The sequence below is a fragment of the Nocardioides aquaticus genome, from assembly GCF_018459925.1.
Lineage (GTDB): Bacteria > Actinomycetota > Actinomycetes > Propionibacteriales > Nocardioidaceae > Nocardioides > Nocardioides aquaticus.
Genome location: NZ_CP075371.1, coordinates 739,650 through 757,965, shown reverse-complemented (window position 1 = coordinate 757,965; position 18,316 = coordinate 739,650). Strand labels below are relative to the sequence as shown.

At 75.7% G+C, this 18,316-nt stretch carries 23 protein-coding genes; 7 read left to right on the top strand and 16 right to left on the bottom strand.

The features are described from left to right. Positions 1-56 precede the first annotated feature (56 nt). Together ENKNEFLB_RS03760 and ENKNEFLB_RS03755 are read left to right on the top strand one after the other, a co-directional pair. The gene (locus ENKNEFLB_RS03760) at positions 57-728 is read left to right on the top strand and encodes a response regulator transcription factor (protein ID WP_214057967.1); all 672 of its coding nucleotides are present in this window, start codon (positions 57-59) and stop codon (positions 726-728) included. 71 nt (positions 729-799) lie between these two features. Further along, positions 800-1,486: a GAF and ANTAR domain-containing protein gene (locus ENKNEFLB_RS03755; RefSeq protein WP_214057966.1), complete on the top strand. Its 687-nt coding sequence runs from the start codon at positions 800-802 to the stop codon at positions 1,484-1,486. Between the two features lie 162 nt (positions 1,487-1,648). Here the strand turns inward: ENKNEFLB_RS03755 and ENKNEFLB_RS03750 are convergent, their stop codons facing one another. From ENKNEFLB_RS03750 to ENKNEFLB_RS03730, 5 genes are all read right to left on the bottom strand, one after another. Beyond that, positions 1,649-3,256 (bottom strand): glycoside hydrolase family 5 protein, encoded by a 1,608-nt coding sequence (locus ENKNEFLB_RS03750; RefSeq protein ID WP_214057965.1) that lies wholly within the window; start codon positions 3,254-3,256, stop codon positions 1,649-1,651. Between the two features lie 148 nt (positions 3,257-3,404). Continuing rightward, the gene (locus ENKNEFLB_RS03745) at positions 3,405-3,734 is read right to left on the bottom strand and encodes a hypothetical protein (protein WP_214057964.1); all 330 of its coding nucleotides are present in this window, start codon (positions 3,732-3,734) and stop codon (positions 3,405-3,407) included. A gap of 91 nt (positions 3,735-3,825) precedes the next feature. Then, positions 3,826-4,710 carry an SDR family oxidoreductase gene (locus ENKNEFLB_RS03740; protein ID WP_214057963.1) on the bottom strand — a complete coding sequence of 295 codons (885 nt, stop codon included), beginning with the start codon at positions 4,708-4,710 and terminating at the stop codon, positions 3,826-3,828. Positions 4,711-4,851: 141 nt separating this feature from the next. After that, the gene (locus tag ENKNEFLB_RS03735) at positions 4,852-5,781 is read right to left on the bottom strand and encodes an NADP-dependent oxidoreductase (RefSeq protein ID WP_214057962.1); all 930 of its coding nucleotides are present in this window, start codon (positions 5,779-5,781) and stop codon (positions 4,852-4,854) included. 49 nt (positions 5,782-5,830) lie between these two features. Then, positions 5,831-6,532 (bottom strand): maltokinase N-terminal cap-like domain-containing protein, encoded by a 702-nt coding sequence (locus ENKNEFLB_RS03730; RefSeq protein ID WP_214057961.1) that lies wholly within the window; start codon positions 6,530-6,532, stop codon positions 5,831-5,833. A gap of 296 nt (positions 6,533-6,828) precedes the next feature. Here ENKNEFLB_RS03730 and dtd point away from each other — a divergent pair, with 296 nt between their 5' ends. Beyond that, positions 6,829-7,263, top strand: a complete 435-nt coding sequence (gene dtd / locus ENKNEFLB_RS03725) for a D-aminoacyl-tRNA deacylase (RefSeq protein ID WP_214057960.1) — start codon at positions 6,829-6,831, stop codon at positions 7,261-7,263. Positions 7,264-7,405: 142 nt separating this feature from the next. Here the strand turns inward: dtd and ENKNEFLB_RS03720 are convergent, their stop codons facing one another. The 9 genes from ENKNEFLB_RS03720 to ENKNEFLB_RS03680 form a co-directional block, all read right to left on the bottom strand. Then, complete coding sequence (locus ENKNEFLB_RS03720; RefSeq protein ID WP_214057959.1) at positions 7,406-7,723, bottom strand: putative quinol monooxygenase; 318 nt, start codon at positions 7,721-7,723, stop codon at positions 7,406-7,408. 87 nt (positions 7,724-7,810) lie between these two features. After that, entirely contained in the window at positions 7,811-8,107 is a 297-nt protein-coding gene (locus ENKNEFLB_RS03715) for a DUF1416 domain-containing protein (protein WP_214057958.1), read from the bottom strand. Beyond that, positions 8,107-8,955 carry a sulfurtransferase gene (locus ENKNEFLB_RS03710; protein ID WP_214057957.1) on the bottom strand — a complete coding sequence of 283 codons (849 nt, stop codon included), beginning with the start codon at positions 8,953-8,955 and terminating at the stop codon, positions 8,107-8,109. The genes ENKNEFLB_RS03715 and ENKNEFLB_RS03710 overlap by 1 nt, the downstream gene beginning before the upstream one ends. A gap of 60 nt (positions 8,956-9,015) precedes the next feature. Beyond that, on the bottom strand, positions 9,016-9,480 hold the full coding sequence (locus ENKNEFLB_RS03705; protein WP_214057956.1) for a DUF4395 domain-containing protein: 465 nt from the start codon (positions 9,478-9,480) through the stop codon (positions 9,016-9,018). A gap of 250 nt (positions 9,481-9,730) precedes the next feature. Continuing rightward, positions 9,731-11,260, bottom strand: coding sequence for a hypothetical protein (locus ENKNEFLB_RS03700; protein ID WP_214057955.1), 1,530 nt, complete (start codon positions 11,258-11,260; stop codon positions 9,731-9,733). Between the two features lie 277 nt (positions 11,261-11,537). Further along, entirely contained in the window at positions 11,538-12,032 is a 495-nt protein-coding gene (locus tag ENKNEFLB_RS03695) for a thioredoxin family protein (protein WP_214057954.1), read from the bottom strand. Beyond that, the gene (gene ygfZ / locus ENKNEFLB_RS03690; RefSeq protein WP_214057953.1) at positions 12,029-13,036 is read right to left on the bottom strand and encodes a CAF17-like 4Fe-4S cluster assembly/insertion protein YgfZ; all 1,008 of its coding nucleotides are present in this window, start codon (positions 13,034-13,036) and stop codon (positions 12,029-12,031) included. The genes ENKNEFLB_RS03695 and ygfZ overlap by 4 nt, the downstream gene beginning before the upstream one ends. Beyond that, complete coding sequence (locus ENKNEFLB_RS03685) at positions 13,033-13,533, bottom strand: Fur family transcriptional regulator (RefSeq protein WP_246535825.1); 501 nt, start codon at positions 13,531-13,533, stop codon at positions 13,033-13,035. Before ENKNEFLB_RS03685 ends, ygfZ begins: the two co-directional genes overlap by 4 nt. Before the next feature lies 1 nt (position 13,534). Next, a complete protein-coding gene (locus tag ENKNEFLB_RS03680) occupies positions 13,535-14,029 on the bottom strand; it encodes a heme-binding beta-barrel domain-containing protein (protein WP_214057952.1) in 495 nt (164 codons plus the stop codon). Positions 14,030-14,067: 38 nt separating this feature from the next. On the opposite strand from ENKNEFLB_RS03680, the gene ENKNEFLB_RS03675 reads away from it, so the two are divergent. Then, complete coding sequence (locus ENKNEFLB_RS03675) at positions 14,068-14,451, top strand: DsrE family protein (RefSeq protein WP_214057951.1); 384 nt, start codon at positions 14,068-14,070, stop codon at positions 14,449-14,451. 31 nt (positions 14,452-14,482) lie between these two features. On the opposite strand, the gene ENKNEFLB_RS03670 is transcribed toward ENKNEFLB_RS03675, so the two are convergent. Beyond that, the gene (locus tag ENKNEFLB_RS03670; protein ID WP_214057950.1) at positions 14,483-15,331 is read right to left on the bottom strand and encodes an alpha/beta fold hydrolase; all 849 of its coding nucleotides are present in this window, start codon (positions 15,329-15,331) and stop codon (positions 14,483-14,485) included. 175 nt (positions 15,332-15,506) lie between these two features. Beyond that, a complete protein-coding gene (locus tag ENKNEFLB_RS03665) occupies positions 15,507-15,818 on the bottom strand; it encodes a MoaD/ThiS family protein (protein ID WP_214057949.1) in 312 nt (103 codons plus the stop codon). Between the two features lie 89 nt (positions 15,819-15,907). Here ENKNEFLB_RS03665 and ENKNEFLB_RS03660 point away from each other — a divergent pair, with 89 nt between their 5' ends. Genes ENKNEFLB_RS03660 through ENKNEFLB_RS03650 form a run of 3 tightly spaced genes read left to right on the top strand, consistent with a single transcriptional unit; the run spans position 15,908 to position 18,175 of the window. After that, positions 15,908-16,687 (top strand): winged helix-turn-helix transcriptional regulator, encoded by a 780-nt coding sequence (locus tag ENKNEFLB_RS03660; protein WP_214057948.1) that lies wholly within the window; start codon positions 15,908-15,910, stop codon positions 16,685-16,687. Then, on the top strand, positions 16,677-17,564 hold the full coding sequence (mshD, locus tag ENKNEFLB_RS03655; protein WP_214059309.1) for a mycothiol synthase: 888 nt from the start codon (positions 16,677-16,679) through the stop codon (positions 17,562-17,564). Before ENKNEFLB_RS03660 ends, mshD begins: the two co-directional genes overlap by 11 nt. Beyond that, positions 17,561-18,175: a hypothetical protein gene (locus ENKNEFLB_RS03650; RefSeq protein ID WP_214057947.1), complete on the top strand. Its 615-nt coding sequence runs from the start codon at positions 17,561-17,563 to the stop codon at positions 18,173-18,175. The genes mshD and ENKNEFLB_RS03650 overlap by 4 nt, the downstream gene beginning before the upstream one ends. Positions 18,176-18,316: the final 141 nt, after the last annotated feature.

Here is an 18,316-nt window from a genome sequence, read left to right as displayed (position 1 = left end):
GGCCCGGTCGCGCCAACCCCGCGCGAGCGTCGCAGCCGCACCCCCTAGGTCCGTCGATGCCCGTCACCGTCGCCCTCGTCGAGGACCACCCCCTGGTCCTCGCCGGACTCGGCACCGTCCTCGCGCCGTACGCCGACCGGGTCCGCCTGCTCGCGGGGCCGCTGGCACCCGTCGCCGCGCTCGCCGTCGACGTCGTCCTCCACGACCCCTTCACCGGACCCCAGCCGGGCTCGCCCGACCCGCGCCGGGTCCTCGGTCGTCCCCGCGCGAGGCTGATCGTCTTCAGCTGGCGCGGCGACGCCGACCTGGTGGCGGTGGCGTTCGCCGCCGGTGCCGACGGCTACCTGGTCAAGTCCAGCACGGCCACCGAGCTCGTCGACGCCGTCGAGCGGGTCCACGCCGGGGAGACGGTGCGACCGGGCGAGCGGCGCGCGCCGTACGACGCCCTGCCCTGGCGGGGCGCGGCGCACGGCCTGAGCGTGCGGGAGTCCGAGGTGATCGCGATGGTGAGCCGCGGCCTGACCAACGCGGAGATCGCCGCGGAGGCCTACGTCAGCATCAACACGGTCAAGACCTACATCCGCTCCGCCTACCGCAAGATCGGGGCTACCACCCGCTCACAGGCCGTGATCTGGGCGCTGGGGCACGGCTTCGACCCCACCCCGTCGCCGTGGGTGGACGTCCCCACCCTGCGCGTGGTGCCGCCCGCCGTGGCCGGGACGTCCTGATGGACGACGCCCCGCCCGGGCCGTGGCGGCGGGCGCCCCCCAGCCCGTCCGGGACGTGGGAGCGTGGGTGGATGACGGAGAGCGCACTGGCCGAGTCCCTCGTGACCGCCGCCCGCGCGCTGCAGCGCGAGACCGGCTCGCAGGACACCCTGGACCGGGTGGCGCAGCTCGCCGTGCAGATGGTCGACGGGTGCCGGCACGCCGGCATCTCCCTCAACCGGCGTGGCGTGATCACCTCGCCGGCCACCAGCGACCCGGTGGTGCAGCGGGTCGACGAGCTGCAGTACGAGTTCGACCAGGGCCCCTGCCTCGACGCCATCCGCCAGCACGAGTGGGTCCACTCCGCCGACCTCGCGCACGACCCGCGCTGGCCCGTGTGGGGCCCGCGCACGGTCGAGGAGACCGGCATCCGCTCGATGATGGCCTTCCGGCTGTTCGCCCACCACGACGTCGTGGGGGCCCTGAACCTCTACTCCACCGAGCCGGGCTCCTTCGACGAGCACGACCGCGACACCGGCGCGGCGCTGGCCGCGCACGCCGCGCTGGCCGTGGTGTCGTCGCAGAAGATCGAGAACCTTGAGATCGCGCTGGACTCCCGGACCGTCATCGGCCAGGCCGTGGGGATCGTGATGGAGCGCTTCGACCTCGAGCCCGACCGGGCCTTCGCCGTGCTGTCGAGGCTCTCGCAGGACCTCAACCGCAAGGTGCGCGACGTCGCGCAGGAGCTGGTCGTGACCCGGACGATGCCGGGCGGCTGAGCCCGCGGGGCGTGGGGCGAGGGGCGAGGGCGCGGGCGTGGGCGTGGGCGCGGGACGTCATACGGCTGGTGCCCGCGCCGAGCGGCGCGGGGCGCGGGCGCGGGCGCGGGACGTCATACGGCTGGTGCCTGCGCCGAGCGGCGCGGGGTATGACGTCCCGGGCTACCAGGCGACGTCGTCGACGAGCAGCCGGACGCCGGCACCCTTCGTCCGCAGCCCGAGCGCGGCCGGGGCGGCGAGGTCGGCCGGGACGGTGACGGTGACCGTGCGCCAGGCCTGCTTCCGCAGCCGCTGCGGGGCGAGGACGGTGAGGCCGTCGGCGGTGGCGAGCACCGGGCGTACGGCGGGGGCAGCGCCCCGCCCCAGGGGCCGCACCCGCAGGGTCGCCACGTCGCCGGGCGCGAGCCCGCTCACTCGGCGAGTCGTGGCGGTGGTGGTGGCGGAGCGGCTGGTCAGCGCCAGGGACGCCCGGCCGCGGACGGGGCCGGCGGTGGTCCGGGCGACCGTGCCGCGACCCGCGGTGACGGCCCAGCCCTGGGTGCCGGCCCGCTCGAAGTCCATCCGAACGCTCGGTGCGTCGGGGTCCGGGTCGTCGGGGTCCGGCGCGGTGGCGGCGAGGTGGTCGCGGAAGACCCGGCCGTACGCCGTCGGGGTGCCGTCGTAGTCGGAGATCAGCGACGGGCCGGCCGAGCAGTCGGCGGCGTTCCAGGCCCAGCCGAGGTAGCCGATCTGGTGGCGGTCGGCCCAGGGCAGCAGTGCGCGCAGGAAGTCGCCGCGGCAGCCGTCCTGCCCGGTCTCGGTGAGCAGCACGGGCGTGGTCCGGGACAGGCGGCCGGCGGTGGCGTCCCAGCAGGACTCCACGCCGCACTGCGAGAAGTTGTAGATGTGCCACCCGGCGACCAGCTGGTCGAGCGGGTCGGTGGGCTCGTACTCGGCCCAGGCCGAGAGGTCGCCGCCGTAGTTGAGGCCGTCGAGCACGATCGGCTGACGGGCGCCGGTGGCGCGGACGACGTCGACGAGCCGCTGGTGGCCGACCGCGCGCCAGCCCTCCGGGGTCGTGCACCCGTCGCGCCAGCAGCCCCAGGAGATGTCGCGGGGCTCGTTGAAGAGCTCGAACATCACCGCGGGGTCGTCGGCGTACCGGCGGGCGACGCTGCGCCAGAAGTCGGGGGCGTGGTCGGCGTCCGGCGCGACGGTCTGCTCGGTGGCCTGGCGGGTGCCGGGCGCGGACCAGTGCAGGTCGAGGATCACGGCCTGGCCCTGGGCGTGCAGGCGGTCGACGAGGGCGTCGACCTGGCCGCGGTAGGCCGCGCCGGACCAGCGCGCGGGGGCCCCGTTGATGCCGAGCCAGCAGGTGGAGTTGAGCGGGACCCGCACCACGTTGGTGCCCCAGGCGACGATCCGGGCGATGGCGGCGTCGTCGACGGGGCCGTCGAAGAAGCCGAAGTCCTGGATGCAGGCGTACTCCGCGCCGGAGCGGTTGACCCCGGCGAGCCGGAGCGGGTCACCGGTGCGGGCGTCGACGAGGCGGGCGCCGCGCACGACGGGGTGCGGCGGGTCCGCCTGGACCGGCGCGGGCGCCGCCGCGGCGATCGCGCCCGGGGTCGGGAGCTGGGTGCGGTCGTCGGCGGAGGTGGCGCCGGTCGGGGCGCTCGGCCCGGGACCGGTGAGCAGCGCGGTCACCAGGGCCACGACCACCACGGCGACCAGCGCGAGCAGCCCGACGACGAGGGGACGGTGCCGGAGCAGGGGTGCTGGGGGTGCGGGCACGGGGGGCTCCGGGTACGGCGGGGGGTGCCGCGGGCGCGGCGGGAGGGTGCGGGGGCGGATCCAGGCTAGGGGGTCGGCGGGGCGGTGTCCGGGGAACGACGGGGAACGACGGGGAACGTGACGCGCGCGGCGCCGCGGGGGGCGCCGGTCAGCTGCCGTCGTCTGCGGTGGAGTCGGACGCCGAGTCGTCGGTGGAGTCGTCGGTGGAGTCGTCGGTGGAGTCGTCGGTGGAGTCGTCGGTGGAGTCGTCGGTGGAGTCGTCGGTGGAGTCGTCGGTGGAGTCGTCGGTGGAGTCGTCGGTGGAGTCGTCGGCGGAGTCGTCGGCGGAGTCGTCGGCGGAGTCGTCGGCGGAGTCGTTGGTTGAGTGGCCGGTGCCCCTGGTGCGCCGGCTCTCGGCGGTCTGGGCCGCGGTCTGGCTGGTGTCGTCGCCGGACCAGAAGCCGTCGTCGGTCTCGGTCGTGTCGTCGGGGTCGGTCATCCGGTCTCCTGCTGGTGGGACGTCATACGGCTGGGGCGGGACCCGGTCCGCGCGAGGTATGACGTCCCGCGCGGCCCGGGCGGACGGCCGGTCAGGCCGGGACGGGGAGCCCGCCGGTCACCGCCACGACCTCGCCGGTGACGTAGCTGGCGTCGCTCGAGGCGAGGTAGACGAACGCCGTGGCCACCTCGGCGGGCTGGCCGGCCCGACCCATCGGCGTCTGCTCCCCGAACTCGGCGACCTGCTCGGCCGGCATGGTCGCGGGGATGAGGGGCGTCCAGATCGGGCCGGGGGCGACCGCGTTCACCCGGATCCCCTGTTCGGCGAGGCTGGTGGCCAGGCCGCGGGTGAAGTTCACGATGCCGGCCTTGGTGGTGGCGTAGTCGAGCAGCGCCGGGGCCGGCGAGGAGGCCTGCACCGAGCTGGTGTTGATGATCGAGGAGCCCGGGCGCAGGTGCGGCAGCGCCTTCAGGCACATCCAGAACAGCGCGTAGAGGTTGGTGCGCATGACGCGGTCGAGCTGCTCGGTGGTGATGTCGGCGATGCCGCCGGTCTGCGCCATCTGGTAGGCCGCGTTGTTCACCAGGACGTCGATCCCGCCGAGCTCGGCGACGGTGGCGTCGACGAGCGCCTGGCAGTTGTCCTCCTGCGTGAGGTCCCCCGGGACGAGCAGGACGCGGCGGCCGGCCTCGCGGACCAGGCGGGCCGTCTCCTGCGCGTCCTCGTCCTCCTCGGCGAGGTAGGCGATCGCCACGTCGGCGCCCTCCCGGGCGAAGGCGAGCGCGACCGCCCGGCCGATCCCGGAGTCGCCGCCGGTGATCAGGGCGACCTGGTCGGTCAGCCGCCCGTGCCCGACGTACGACTCCTCGCCGTGGTCGGGCTGCTGGCGCAGGGCGGAGGTCACGGAGCCGGGAGAGCCCGGGGCGGGCAGCTGCTCGCCCTGGTCGGTGTCCTGCTGGTCTGCTTCGGAGGTCATGCGACCACCCTGTCCCGCGGGCGCGGCGCGTACCGCCACCCCTGGGGGGCGAAGTGGCCAGGAGTGCGGGACGTCATACGACCGGCGCCGGGGCCGGGCGGCGCGACGTATGACGTCCCGGGGCTCCGCCGGGTACCTCCGTCAGGGGACGGTGATGACCAGCTTGCCGCGGACGTGGCCCTCCATGCTGCGCTCCCAGGCGCGGGCGGTCTCGGCCAGCGGGAACAGCTCGGCGACCTCGACGCGCATCTCGCCGGCGTCGACCAGCCCGGCGAGGGTGGTGAGGTCGGCGACGTCGGGACGCACGAAGACGTAGCGGCCGCCGTGCTCGGCGACCGACGGGTCGGCGACCGAGGCGATCCGGCCGGCGGCACCGTCCGCGAGCAGCTCGACGCTCTGCGTGAGGGTGTCGCCGCCCTGGGTGTCGAGGACCGCGGTCACGCCGTCGGGGGCGAGCTCGCGGACCGCCGCGACCAACCCGTCGCCGTACGCCACCGGCTCGGCGCCCAGCGAGCGGACGAAGTCGTGGTTGTCGGGCGAGGCGGTGCCGATCACGCGAGCGCCGCGGGCCCGGGCGATCTGGACCGCGAGCATGCCGACGCCGCCGGCGGCGCTGTGCACCAGCACGGTGTCCTCGCCGGTGGTGCCGACGAGGTCGAGGCACTGCAGCGCGGTGAGGCCGGCCAGCGGGATCGCGGCGGCCTCGGCGAAGGAGGCGCGCTGGGGCTTGCGGGTCACGCAGCGCTGCGGGGCGCCGACCTTCTCGGCGTACGTCCCGTCCTGGACGGCGTCCTTGCGCAGGTAGCCGTAGACCTCGTCGCCGACCGCCAGGTCGTCGACGGACGGCCCGACCGCGGTGACGACGCCGGCGACGTCCCAGCCCGGCACGACCGGGAAGTACGTCGGCAGCATCGCGTCGAGACCGCCCGAGGCGATCTTCCAGTCGACCGGGTTGACCGAGGTCGCCTTGACGTCGATCGCGACCCAGTCGGGGCCGATCTTGGGGTCGTCGACCTCGGTCAGCTGCAGGACCTCGGCGCCGCCGTACTGGCTGTAAGTGATGGCCTTCATGGCAGCGACCGTACGGCCGCGGGGCGGGTGAGCGCGGGTGGGACCGGCCTCAGCCCTCGAAGCCGGTCTCGGGCGGCACCGGGGTGGCGAGGTCGCTGACGCGCACCAGCAGCGCGGGGTCCTCCTGCCCGGCCCAGGTGCCGGTGAGGTCGTAGGCGCGGGAGGGCTGCTGGGTCGGCTGCGGGCGGCGCTCGACGCGCAGCTCCCAGGCGCCGCTGCGCAGCGTGGTGCTGGTGCCCTGGACGTCGGGGCCGGAGTACGCGCCGACCTCGGCCCACTCCCCCGCGGCCAGCCCGGCGTCACCCGGGCGCGGGCCGCCGGCCAGGCGTACCGAGGCCGGGCGGGTCTGCCAGTGCCCCTGCTCGTCCTGGCGCATCTCGACGGCCTGCCCGACGCCGGTGAGGGCGAGCGCGGTGACGGAGGCGAGGTAGGCGGGGTCGCCGACGGCGTCGTAGGTGTACCGGGCGCCGAGCACGGTGTGCTCCATCTCGGCGACGAGGTGGTCCTCGGCGCCCTCGAGCGAGACGGCGCGGTAGGTCAGCGGCACGTGCCAGACGGTCGGGTCCGCCCCGACGGTGGCGAGGTGGCCCTCGATCCCGACCTCGCCGGCCGGGTCGTCAAGGCGGTAGGCGCCGACGAGCGTGACGGTGGACGGGTCGACGTCGGCGGGGGTCCAGGGGGCGGCGGCCAGCAGCCGGCCGACCACCTCGGCCTTGGACGGGGACAGCTGGGCGGCGTGGAGGAGGGCCATGGGGTGAGGCTAGGTGGCGGGCCGGCACGGCCGGACCACCTGCGGGCGTGGTCGGGCGGGCGGGCGGTCGGGCGGGCGGGGACTGGTGGGCGCGGGGCCGGCGGGCGGGCGGGCGGGCCGGGCGGGCCGGGCGGGCCGGGCGGGCCGGGCGGCAGCTGTAACGCGCTGTTACTTCCTCTGGTGCGGCGTCATGCTGCTGCACCAGATGAAGTAACGCAGCGTTACAGCCGGCGGGCCGGCGGGCCGGCGGGCGGGCGGGCGGGCGGGCGGGCGAGGGCCGTGGCAGGCTCGCCCGGATGAGGGCAGTGGTGCAGCGGGTGACGTCGGCCTCGGTACGCGTGGACGGAGAGGTGGTCGGGCAGGTCGCGGCCGAGGACGGTCCGGGGCTGCTGGTCTACCTCGGCGTCACGCACGGCGACGGCCCGACCGAGACCGCCTGGCTGGCCCGGAAGGTGTGGGACGTACGGCTGCTCCACGACGAGCAGTCCGCCTCCGACGTCGGCGCGCCGGTGCTGGTGGTCAGCCAGTTCACGCTCTACGGCGACGCCCGCAAGGGCCGCCGGCCCACCTGGTCGGCGGCGGCCCCTGGCGAGGTCGGCGAGCCGGCGTACGACGCGTTCTGCGCCGAGCTGGAGCGGCTCGGCGCGCGGGTGGAGCGCGGGGTGTTCGGCGCCGACATGGCGGTCGAGTCGGTCAACGACGGGCCGATGACGCTGCTGCTGGAGCGCTGACGGGGCCCGACCCGGGGCCGGGGCGACGGAAGAACGTACAGTGCCCGCTCCGCTCGCCCCACCTGTTACATCGCCGCAGGTCAGAGACCTGCCGATCCGGCCCACGAGCGCCAGATCGGCCTTGTGTACGTTCTTCCGGGCCTCACCCGGTCAGGGAGCGGGAGGACGCCACCTCGTGCTCGTCGACCGAGGCGTCGAGGACCGCGATCTGCTGCTGCTCGCCGGGGCCGTCGCCCCGGAAGGCCTCCACCGCCCCCCGGGAGTCCCACCGTTCGACGACGACGATCCGGCCGGGGTCGAGGGGGTCGGCGCAGATCGCGAACTCCCGGCAGCCCGCCGTCGCGCGGGCCTGCCGCACGACGTCGACGCAGTCGGCGAGGTACGCGTCCCGCTGCTCGGGGGCGACGGTGAGGTGGCCGGAGACGATGATCATGCGGGGGTCGACCCGCTCGGCGGTCACGAGTCATCGGGAGTCTCACCGGGAACGCGGACGACCCGCCACCCCGAGGGGATGGCGGGCCGTCACTGACGCTGCGTGAGCCTGGGCTCAGATCGCGATGCTGACCTCGGCGACCGAGCCGACCGCGGCGCTGACCTTGCGGTCCACCGGGTCGGCCTTCGGGGCCAGGGTGCGCAGGGTCCACTCGCCGTCGCCGGCGAAGAAGCGGAAGTGGCCGCTGGCCGAGGTGGGGACCTCGGCGGTGAACTCGCCGGTGCGGTCGAGCAGGCGGACATAGGCGTTGCCGACGGGCTCGCCGTCACGCAGCACCTGGCCCTGGACCACGGCCTCCTTGTCCACGTCGACGCCGTCGAGCGAGAGACCGCCCTCGGTGGCGCCGCACATCAGGCGTCGCCCTTCTCGTCACCGAGGACGACCGGCACGCCGATGAGGGAGCCGTACTCGGTCCACGAGCCGTCGTAGTTCTTGACGTTCGGCTGGTCGAGCAGCTCCTTGAGCACGAACCAGGTGTGGCTGGAGCGCTCACCGATACGGCAGTAGGCGACGGTGTCCTTGTCCCAGTCCACGCCGGCGTCGGTGTAGATCTGCTTCAGCTCGTCGTCGGACTTGAAGGTGCCGTCGTCGTTGGCCGCCTTGGACCACGGGACGTTCGCCGCGGTCGGGATGTGGCCGGCGCGCTGCGCCTGCTCCTGCGGGAGGTGCGCGGGGGCCATCAGCCGCCCGGCGTACTCGTCGGGGCTGCGCACGTCGACGAGGTTCTTGGTGCCGATGGCCTCGACGGCCTCGTCGCGGAAGGCGCGGATCGACAGGTCGGGCGCGGAGGCGGTGTAGGTGGTGGCCTCGCGCGACACGGCGTCGTCGGTCAGCTCGCGGGAGTCGAGCTCCCACTTCTTGCGGCCGCCGTCCATCAGGCGCACGTCGGAGTGGCCGTACAGCTTGAAGTACCAGTAGGCGTAGGCGGCGAACCAGTTGTTGTTGCCGCCGTAGAGGACGACGGTGTCGTCGTTCTTCACGCCACGCTCGGAGAGCAGGGCCGAGAACTGGTCCTGGCTGATCGCGTCACGGCGCACCTGGTCCTGCAGGTCCTTGGTCCAGTCGAGCTTGATGGCGCCCTTGATGTGGCCCTTGTCGTAGGCCGAGGTGTCCTCGTCGACCTCGACGAGCACCACCTGGGGGTCGTCGAGGTGGTCCTCCACCCACTGGGCGGTGACGAGTACGTTCTCGCGGGTCATGTGTGCTCCTTGGTGCGTTCTGGTGCGGGGACAGGGTCGGACGGGGTGAGGGGTGTGGGGTCAGGCGTGCTGGACGCGCTTGAGCAGCAGGTACATCTCGCAGCCCAGGCAGTAGTCGAAGACCGCGTTGAGCAGGGCGGCGACCAGCGCCAGGCCGACCGCGACCAGGCCGAGGGCCGTGACGCCGCTCAGCAGGCCGAGGAGGCCGACGACGGCGAAGACCAGGCCGACGGTCTGCGCGAACCGCGGCGGGCGCGGGTCCTCGGTCTCGGCGGGCGGGTCCAGGCGGGGGCGCACGACGCGCCGGAAGAACCAGGCGTACGGCGTGCGCTGGACGCCCGCGGTCGCGCCGACGGCGAAGACGACCGTCTGCAGCGCCAGCAGGGTGGTGGCGAACGCGCTCGGCGCGGTGAGCAGCACCAGCGCCAGCACGAGGCTGGTGATCGTCGCGGCGACGCGGGGGCCGCGCGGGTCGATCCCGGGGGCAGCCGGCCGGACGGCCTGGGTGGCGCGGATGTCGGTCATGGTGCTCGTGCTCCTGGCAGCGCTGACGATGGTCGGGCGTCGGCCGAGGCGGGCTGGCCCTGGATCAGGGCAGAGAGGGTCCTCGACGCTCAGGAGCGTCGACACAGGCTGGAGCGCACGCGGCAGTGGTCCACTGCGCGTCGCTTCGTCAACCAGGTCGAGAACATGGATCCAGCGTAGGGACCGCCCGAGGGGTAAACCAGCCGGGCGTCCCGAGGCGTGGACACGAGTCTCATTTGGTGAGATAGGGTCAGCGGGCGCCGGCTCCCAGACCGCCCAGCGCACCGAGCGGCGGCGTGGACAGGCTGAGGCTGCCACCCAGCAGCGGCGGGTCGAGCTCGACCGTGGCCGAGCCGGAGTCCCGGTCGACCGACAGGCGCAGCGGGAGGTCCGGCGTTCCGGTCGGGGGCTGGGGTACGGGGTCGGTGCCGGTGCTGCCGCCTGCCGGGGGCGAGGTGCTCGGACTGCTGGGACTGCTCGGCCCGGTCGGCGCCGACGGGCTGCTGGACCGGTCCGGAGCAGACCGGTCGGCGGGGACGGCGGCCGGAGCCTCCGCCGGGGCGTCGACCGGCTCCGACGCAGGGGCGGCGGACGAGGCCGCGGGGGCGGTGCCTGCAGGGGGCGCGGAGGCTGTGCGAGCGGACGCCGCCGGTCCCCCGTCGCGGTCGCCGTCGGCGACCTGCGCCGCCCGGCCCTGACGCCCCCCGGCCTCCCGCCCGGCCTCGAGGTCGGCGTCGAGCGGGGCATCGTCACGCAGGCCGACCAGGATGCCGGCGACCACCGCCGCCGCGGCGACCCCGACGAGCAGGCTGCCGCCGCGGCGCCGGGCCGGGGCGGGTCGCGACGTCGTCCGGGCCGCCGGACGCGGCGTCGGACGTGGCGTCGGACGGGGCGCGGGGTGGGCCGCCGGAGGGGTCGGCGCCGCCACCGGTTCGAGCACCTGCGCGGGAGCCGGCGCGGGAGCCGGCGCGGACGCGAGGGCGGGGACCGGGGCGGGGAGCGGGACAGGAACCGGCACGGCGTCGACCTCCCCGACGTACCACCCGGTGTCGTCGCCCAGCACGCGCCGGGCCAGCACCCGGCCGAGGTCGCGCTCGACGCCGAGCACGTCGGCGGAGAGCTCCCCGCAGGAGGCGCAGCCCAGGCCGTGGGTGTGCAGGTGGCCCAGCTCGACCGGGGAGGCCGCGGCGTCGAGGTCGCCGAGGAGGCCGGTGGCCAGGCGCAGGCAGGCGGCGTCGCTCAGCGTGGGCAGGTGCCGTCGGACCACCTCGCGGCGCAGGGCGCCACGAGCCACCCGCGTCCAGCGCTCGACACTGGACTGGTCGGCCCCGGCCAGCGCGGCCAGGACCTCGGGCGGGTCGCCCTCGACCTCGGCGTGCCAGAGCACCACCTGCCAGGCCGGGGGCAGCGACAGGAAGGCCGCCCACGTGGTGTCGCCCCCGACCCACGGGCGCGCGACGCGGGAGCCGGTGGCGTGCTGGGCGACCAGCGACACCCAGGCCACCCGTACCGGCACGTCGAGACCGGCGCCGAGCCGGACGCCCTCGAGCAGCCGCGCCCAGGCGTCACCGAGGAGCTCGGGGCCGTCCGCGGCGGCGAGGTGGTCGGCGTACGGACCGACCGACAGCTCGTGGCGGGCGCGCAGCCGGTGCCCGGCCGCCTCGTCGCCCAGGACCACCAGCGCGACGAGCGCGGCGTCGCTCGGCACGTCGGGGACGGCATCCCTGCCGGGGGCGGCGGGAGCGGCAGGGGTCGCGGGGGTACGGCGGGTGGGGGGCACGGCGGTCTCCTCTGCGGCCAGCGGGGGTCCGGCCCTGCCCCCGAACGACCGACCACCACCGGGGTCACCGCGTGTCGCGTGGGCTGGACGATCCGGGCGCGCCGGTCTGGACCGCGCGGCCCGACCTGCGCTGTAACGCTGTGTTACTTCGTCAGATCCAGCGTCACGACACCGCACCTGACGAAGTAACACAGCGTTACAGCTCGCGGTCGGGGCGGGCGGACAGCGGCGGACGGACCGCGGCGGGCCGGGCCACGAGCGGACGCGGGCCGGCTGGTCAGGCGGACAGCGCGCCCAGCACCTGCTCCTTGCGCGGGGCGCCGACGGCGCGGGTGCGCTCGACCCCGGCGGCGTCCAGCACGATCGTGGTCGGGGTACGCAGCACGTCGAGCTCGCGGACGAGGTCGAGGTGCAGCTCGGCGTCGATCTCGACGTGGACCACGCCCGGGACCACCTCGGCGACGTCGGAGAGCACCCGCCGGGTGGCGCGGCAGGGAGCGCAGAAGGCGGAGGAGAACTGCACCAGCGTCGCCCGCTCCCCCGGCTCGACGCCGGCCGCGGCGGCCACGCTGTCCCAGGTGGTGGGCTCGGGCGTCGGCGCGGCGTCCGCGTCGTCCGCGGTGGCCGGGGTGGCCGACGGCGGGGCCGGTACGCCGGGCGCGGCGGCGGCGGCGCGCGTACGACCGAAGCGGCCGTCGGTGCGGGCGCGGTAGAGCCCGAAGCCGCCTGCGGCGACGAGGGCGACCAGCAGCACCCAGGCCCCGGCGGTCACCGGAAGCCGGTCGGGCGCACGTGCAGCCCGACCTCCGGGTCGACGACGACCTCCTGGGCGGCGGGCAGGCCGTCGGCGAGAAGCGGTACGCCCAGGTCGACGTTGCGCTTGACCAGGGCCAGGGCGATCGGTCCGAGCTCGTGGTGGCGTGCGGAGGTGCCGACGAAGCCGACCGGCTTGGCCTTCGGGTCGCCGTCGACGACCAGCGGGGCGCCGCGGGTGGGCAGCCGGTTCTCGGAGCCGTCGAGGTGCAGCAGGGTCAGCCGGCGCGGGGGTCGGCCGAGGGTGTGCACGCGGGCGACCGTCTCCTGGCCGCGGTAGCAGCCCTTCTCGAGGTGCACCGCGGGACCGATCCAGCCGGCCTCGTTGGGGATGGTCCGCTCGTCGGTGTCCAGGCCGAGGCGCGGCTCGCCGCGGGCGATGCGCAGCGCCTCGAAGGCCCAGAGCCCGGCGGCGGGGCCCGCGGCCTCGGCGTACGCCTCGAGCTGGGCGCGGGGCACGAGCTCGTAGCCGGAGTACGGCGCCTCGCCCACCTTGGCCGGCCGCCAGCAGACCGCGAGGTCGGCGGTGAGGTCGGTGACCTCGACGCGCGACATGAACCGCATCCGGTCCAGGAACCCGACCAGCGCGGCGGCCGCCCCGGGCTCGGTGTGGGCGGTGAACGCCTCGCCGTCGTCGGAGCCGAAGAAGGCGTGCTCGACGTGGCCGTTCGGGCTCAGCACCAGCACGCCGGTGGTGACGCCGGGCTGCAGCTGCTCGAGGTGCTGGGTGGTCAGCGCGTGCAGCCAGGTCAGCCGGTCGGGTCCCGAGATGCGGACGACGTCGCGGTGCGACAGGTCGACGAACCCGTCACCGGCCTCGAGGACGCGCTGCTCGCCGTTGAAGGACCCGTAGTGCGCGGCGACCGGGGCGTCGACGTCGTTGCCGGCCACCGCACCGGGTAGGGCCAGCAGCGGGCTCGCGGGGGCTCGGTGCTGCTCCGTCGTGGGGGGCTGCTCAGTCATGCGGGGTCAACACCCTCGGCCGGCGTGGTGTTCCTCGCGTCCTCCGCCGCCCCGGCCTCGCAGTCCTCGTGCTCCCCGAAGACAGTCAGGTGGCCGACGTCGGCGACGAACCCGTGCTCGGCGCGCAGCCGCTCGGTCAGCGCGGCGACGACCTCGGCGTCGACCGAGATGGTGCGCCGGCAGGCCCGGCAGACCAGGTGGACGTGCTCGTGGCCGCGCACGGAGTGGTAGGTCGGGGCCCGGTCCGAGAGGTGGGCGTGCCGCACCAGGCCGAGGTCCTCGAGCACCTCGAGGGCGCGGTAGACCGTCGAGACGTTGACCGCGCTGGCGTGCCGGCGTACCTCGTGGTGGACCTCGTCGGGGGTCGCGTGGCCGAGGGTGTCGACCGCCGCGAGGACGAGCTCGCGCTGGGGCGTGAGCCGGTAGCCGCGCTCGCGCAGCTGCGCGCGCCAGTCGGGCGCGCCCGGGACCACGCCCTCGACCTCGCCCGGCGGCACGTCAGGCCCGCTTCAACCGGGCCCAGAGACGCGGCTGCAGGCCCTCGCCCCGGGCGGCGACGTCGTAGGCGTAGAGCAGGTCGCCCTCGACGTTGCCGTAGAGCCGCTTGCCGGCGGTGTACTCGTCGGCGGTCTCGGTGCGGGCCACGGCGTCGGTGGTGAGGTCGAGCTTCCCGCCGCCGGCCTCGCCGTAGTAGATCTCGGCGTACCCGGTCTCGTGGGTCAGCACGAGCTCGACCGCCCCGCCGGGGTGGCAGCGCAGGAAGCCGGTCTCGAGGGCGTCCTCGCGCACCTTCTCGCCGCTGGCGTCGACGAGCCAGCTCCGCGAGAAGTAGTGGAAGAACGGGCGGCCGTCGTGGGTGAAGATCAGCTCCTGGCCGAACTCGTACTTCTCGATGCCGGGGTAGTCGCCGTGGCCGTTGCCCTGCCACGTGCCGAGCATCCAGGCCACCGGGCCGCAGTCGGGGTGGAGGTTGTCGGGGATCTCGAAAGGCACAGGGGCAGTCTAGGAGCCCCGGGCCCTAAGGTCGGCAGATGCCGTCCTCCCCGCGCCCGCTCAACGTCAAGGTCACCTGCGCCGCCGACGCCCCCGAACGCAGCAACCAAGGCCTGACGGTCGCCGCGACGGCGATCGCGGCCGGCTCCCGGGTGTCGCTGTGGCTGACCGGGGACGCCGCCTGGCTGGGCACCGTGGTCGCCACCGACGGCCGGCCCCCGACGTACGACCTGGAGCACGCGGTCGCGCCCGAGGACCTGCTCGCGGTGGTCCTGGAGGCCGGGCGGGTCACGGTGTGCAGCCAGTGCGCGGCGCGGCGCGGGATCGGCGACGACGACCTGCTGGCGGGGGTACGCCTGGCCGGCGCGGCGCTGTGGACCGAGGAGGTCCTCGCCGAGGGCGTCCAGGCGCTCGTCTACTGACGGTCGCCGTCGCCGTTGCCGTCGCCGGGGGTCAGGGGCGGGCCAGCCGGTCGGCGACGACCCGCCACACGTCGGGGTCGATGCCCATCCCGAGGTGCGGGGAGCCGACCTCGACGTGCTCGACGTCGGTGGAGGTGCGGTCGACGCACGACTCCCACGCCACCACGCCGTCGCGGCGGCTGAGCAGCGCGGTGACCGGCACCCGCAGCGGGGCGTCGCGCTCGGTACGGGCCGACACCTCGCTCATCCGCCGGCGCGTGCGGGCGGGGTAGAGCGGGGCGACCGAGGTGAAGCTCGGTCCGCCGACGACCGGGGTGCCGTAGGTGACGACCCGGCGTACGGCGTCGGGCCGACGGCGCGCCACCTCGCGGGAGATCACGCCGCCGAGGCTCCAGCCGACCAGGGCGACCGGGCCGTGCTCGGCGGCCAGCGCGACGACCTGGGCGGTCAGCCGCTCGGCGTCGGCGTCCGGGCTGCCGGTGTTGGTGCCGTAGCCCCAGCCGCGGGCGTCCCAGCCGAGCCGGCGCAGGTAGAGACGCAGCGGCAGCCCGGTGGCCTCGGGGGCCTTCCAGCCGGGGACGTCGACGACGACCCTGCCGGTGGGGCTGTCGCGGGGGGCGCGGGAGGCGCGGGGTGTGAGGAGCAGCCGCGGCGCGGCGGCCACGAGGCGGGCGACCTGGAGACCGGCGGCGAGCTCACCGACCTGGCGCGAGGCCGGCGGCGGTCCGGTCGGGCGGGCCACGCGGCCGGGGGCCAGGGGGCGCCCCGCGCTGAGCAGGCCGACGGTGCCGAGCAGGCCGACGGACGGGCGGGCGGCGGGGCGGGAGGAGATGCGGGCGGAGGGGCGGGAGGAGGTGCGCGCGGAGGTGCGGGAGGTCACCCGGCGATGCTGCCAGCCGCGGTCGGCCCGGGCGGGTGGGGCGCACGGCCCCCGATCACGCGCCGCAACCGTCACCTCGAGGCGCCGCGAGCGTCACCTCGGCTGTCCGCGAGCGTCATCTCGGCGGGGAGTTATCCCGGCGGGGCGTTGTCTGGGCGGGGGCGTCGTCCCGGCGTCAGCCGCCGGCGAAGGGCGGGAGGAACTCGACGGAGTCGCCGGGGTGGACGACCACGTCGGCGTGGTCGCGGGTGCCGACGGGGGTCTCCCCGACGAGCACGGAGCAGACGGCCAGGACGCGGGCCAGGCGGTCGGCGGCCGGGCTCCCCTCCCGCGCGGCGACGGCGCGGGCGGCCACGTCGGCCAGCGTGACGTCGCCCGTGACCGGCAGCCGGTCGGACGCGACGCCGGCCGCGGCGCGGGCCGAGGCCCAGTAGCGGACCGTCACGTACGTCTCACTACCGGGCGGTAGCGGAGGGGTTTCGCTCATGTTTCGCTATTCTGCCTGTAACACCAGCAGCAGCCGGAGCCCACCGTCGCGTTTCGGTCTCACCCGCACCCGTGCCCAGGGAGACCCGCATGAGCACCCTCCTCCTGCTCACCAACGCGCTCCAACCCTCCGCCGAGGTGGTGCCCGCGCTGGCGCTGCTGGGCCACCAGGTGCGCATCCTGCCCGCCGAGGGCAGCGCCCTGCTCGAGGCGCCCGACGCCGACCTGCTCCTGGTCGACGGCCGCCAGGACCTCGCCGGGGCCCGTGACCTCTGCCGGCTGATCCGCACCACCGGCACCGACGTGCCCGTCCTGCTGGCGGTCACCGAGGGCGGCCTGTCGGTCGTCGCGCACGACTGGGGCATGGACGACGTGGTGCTCGGCACCTGCGGACCGGCCGAGCTGGAGGCCCGGATCCGGCTGGCCGTGAGCCGGCTCCAGGCCGCGCACGACGCCGCCGACCCCGAGGCCCACGTCATCCGCTCCGGCGAGGTCGTGGTCGACGAGGCCACCTACACCGCCCGGGTCGGCCCGCGCACGCTCGACCTGACCTTCAAGGAGTTCGAGCTGCTGAAGTTCCTGGCCCAGCACCCGGGCCGGGTCTTCAGCCGCCAGCAGCTGCTCCAGGAGGTGTGGGGCTACGACTACTTCGGCGGCACCCGCACCGTCGACGTCCACGTCCGGCGGCTGCGCGCCAAGCTCGGCCCGGAGCACGAGACGCTGATCGGCACCGTGCGCAACGTCGGCTACCGGTTCGTGCTGCCCTCCAAGCGGGGCCAGGACGACCCGGCCACCGCCGAGGCGCAGGCGACCCGGGCCGCCGAGGACGCCGCGCACGGCGCCGTACGGGAGCAGACCGCTGAGCGCTGAGGACCCCCGCCTCGCAGCCCTGCGCGACCTGCTCGCCGAGGCCGCCGCGGCCGACGGGCAGGACCCGGTCGACGAGTCCGTCCACCTGCGCCTGAAGCACCAGGGCCTGGACGGCACCGACCTGTGGACCGACGGCGCCGCGGACGGGCCGTGGGACGGGGTCGCGCTGCGCCACGAGGGCGCGCTGGACCTCGTCGTACGCCCCGGCGCCCGTGGTCGCGGCGTCGGCTCGGGCCTCGCCGCGCAGGCGCTCGCCGCGCCCGGCGAGGTCACCGCCTGGTCGCACGGCCACCACCCCGCCGCCGCGCGGATCGCCACCGCCCAGGGGCTGGAGCGGGTACGTGACCTGTGGGTGATGCGCCGGCCCGTCGGGCCCGCCGCTCCCCCGCTGCCGGAGGTCGCACCCGCCCCGGGCGTACGCCTGGGCCACTGGCGCGACGGGTGGGAGCCGGACCCGGAGGCGGAGACGGCCGCGCTGCTGGCCGTCAACGGGGCTGCGTTCGCCCACCACCCCGAGCAGGGCGGGATGGACCGCGCCGACCTAGCCGCGCGGATGGCCGAGGACTGGTTCGACCCGTCCGGGCTGCTGCTGGCCACCGACGAGGCGACCGGCGACCTGCTCGGCTTCCACTGGACCAAGCAGCACTCGTCCACGCTCGGCGAGGTGTACGTCGTCGGGATCGCGCCGGCCGCCCAGGGCCGCGGGCTGGGGCGCACGCTGACCCTGGCCGGGCTGCACCACCTGGCCGGGCGCGGGGTCGGCGAGGTGCTGCTCTACGTCGAGTCCGACAACGCCCCCGCGGTCGCGGTCTACTCCCGGCTGGGGTTCGACCACGCGGACGTGGACACGCACGTGATGTACCGGCGTCCCGCGTGAGCCGGGACGACGGGCCGGCCGTCGAGCTCGCGGCGCTGCGCGCCGACCGGGACCGCTGGCGCAACCGCTGCCTGGAGGCCGAGCAGATCGCCGAGGACCTCGCCTCGCACCTGGCCGCCGCCCGCGCCGACGTCACCGCGGCCGCCGAGTCCCACGACCCCGAGCCCGCCGGCGCGCTGCCGACCGGCAGCACGGCGACCGGCGACGGCACCGACCCCGGGATCCTCGTGGTCGGCGTCGGCGCGACCGCGGTGGTCGCGGTGATGGTCGTCGCGCTGGTCGTCCTCAACGGCGAGCTGCTCTCGGTCGGCGGCGCGCTGACCGTGCTGATCGCCGCCGGGCTGGTGTGGGCCACCCGCCGCGCCTGGACCATGCGCGGCCCCCGGGCCCGGGTGGAGGACGGCGTCATCGTGCTGCGCGGGCGCGACGGCGTCCACCGCTTCGACCTGCGCCGCGAGGCCACGACGGTGCGGGTCGTCGGCGAGCCCGGTGACCGCGGCTGGCAGGTCGTGCTCGTGCGGCGCGGCCTGGACGACCTCGTCGTCACCCCGGCCGCGACCGACCCCGAGGCGTTCACCGCCGAGCTGCGCCGCTGGCGCCCCGAGGCCTGAGGGCGCCCCACCTGCCGTAGCCAGGCGTACCCAACGAGCTTCCGGGCGTTGGTCACCCACATCTGCGCAGGTCAGCGGGTCGCCCTCCGGGCCGTTCACCCGGCTGGTACGCCTGGTTACGGCACCGCATCGCAGCGATCG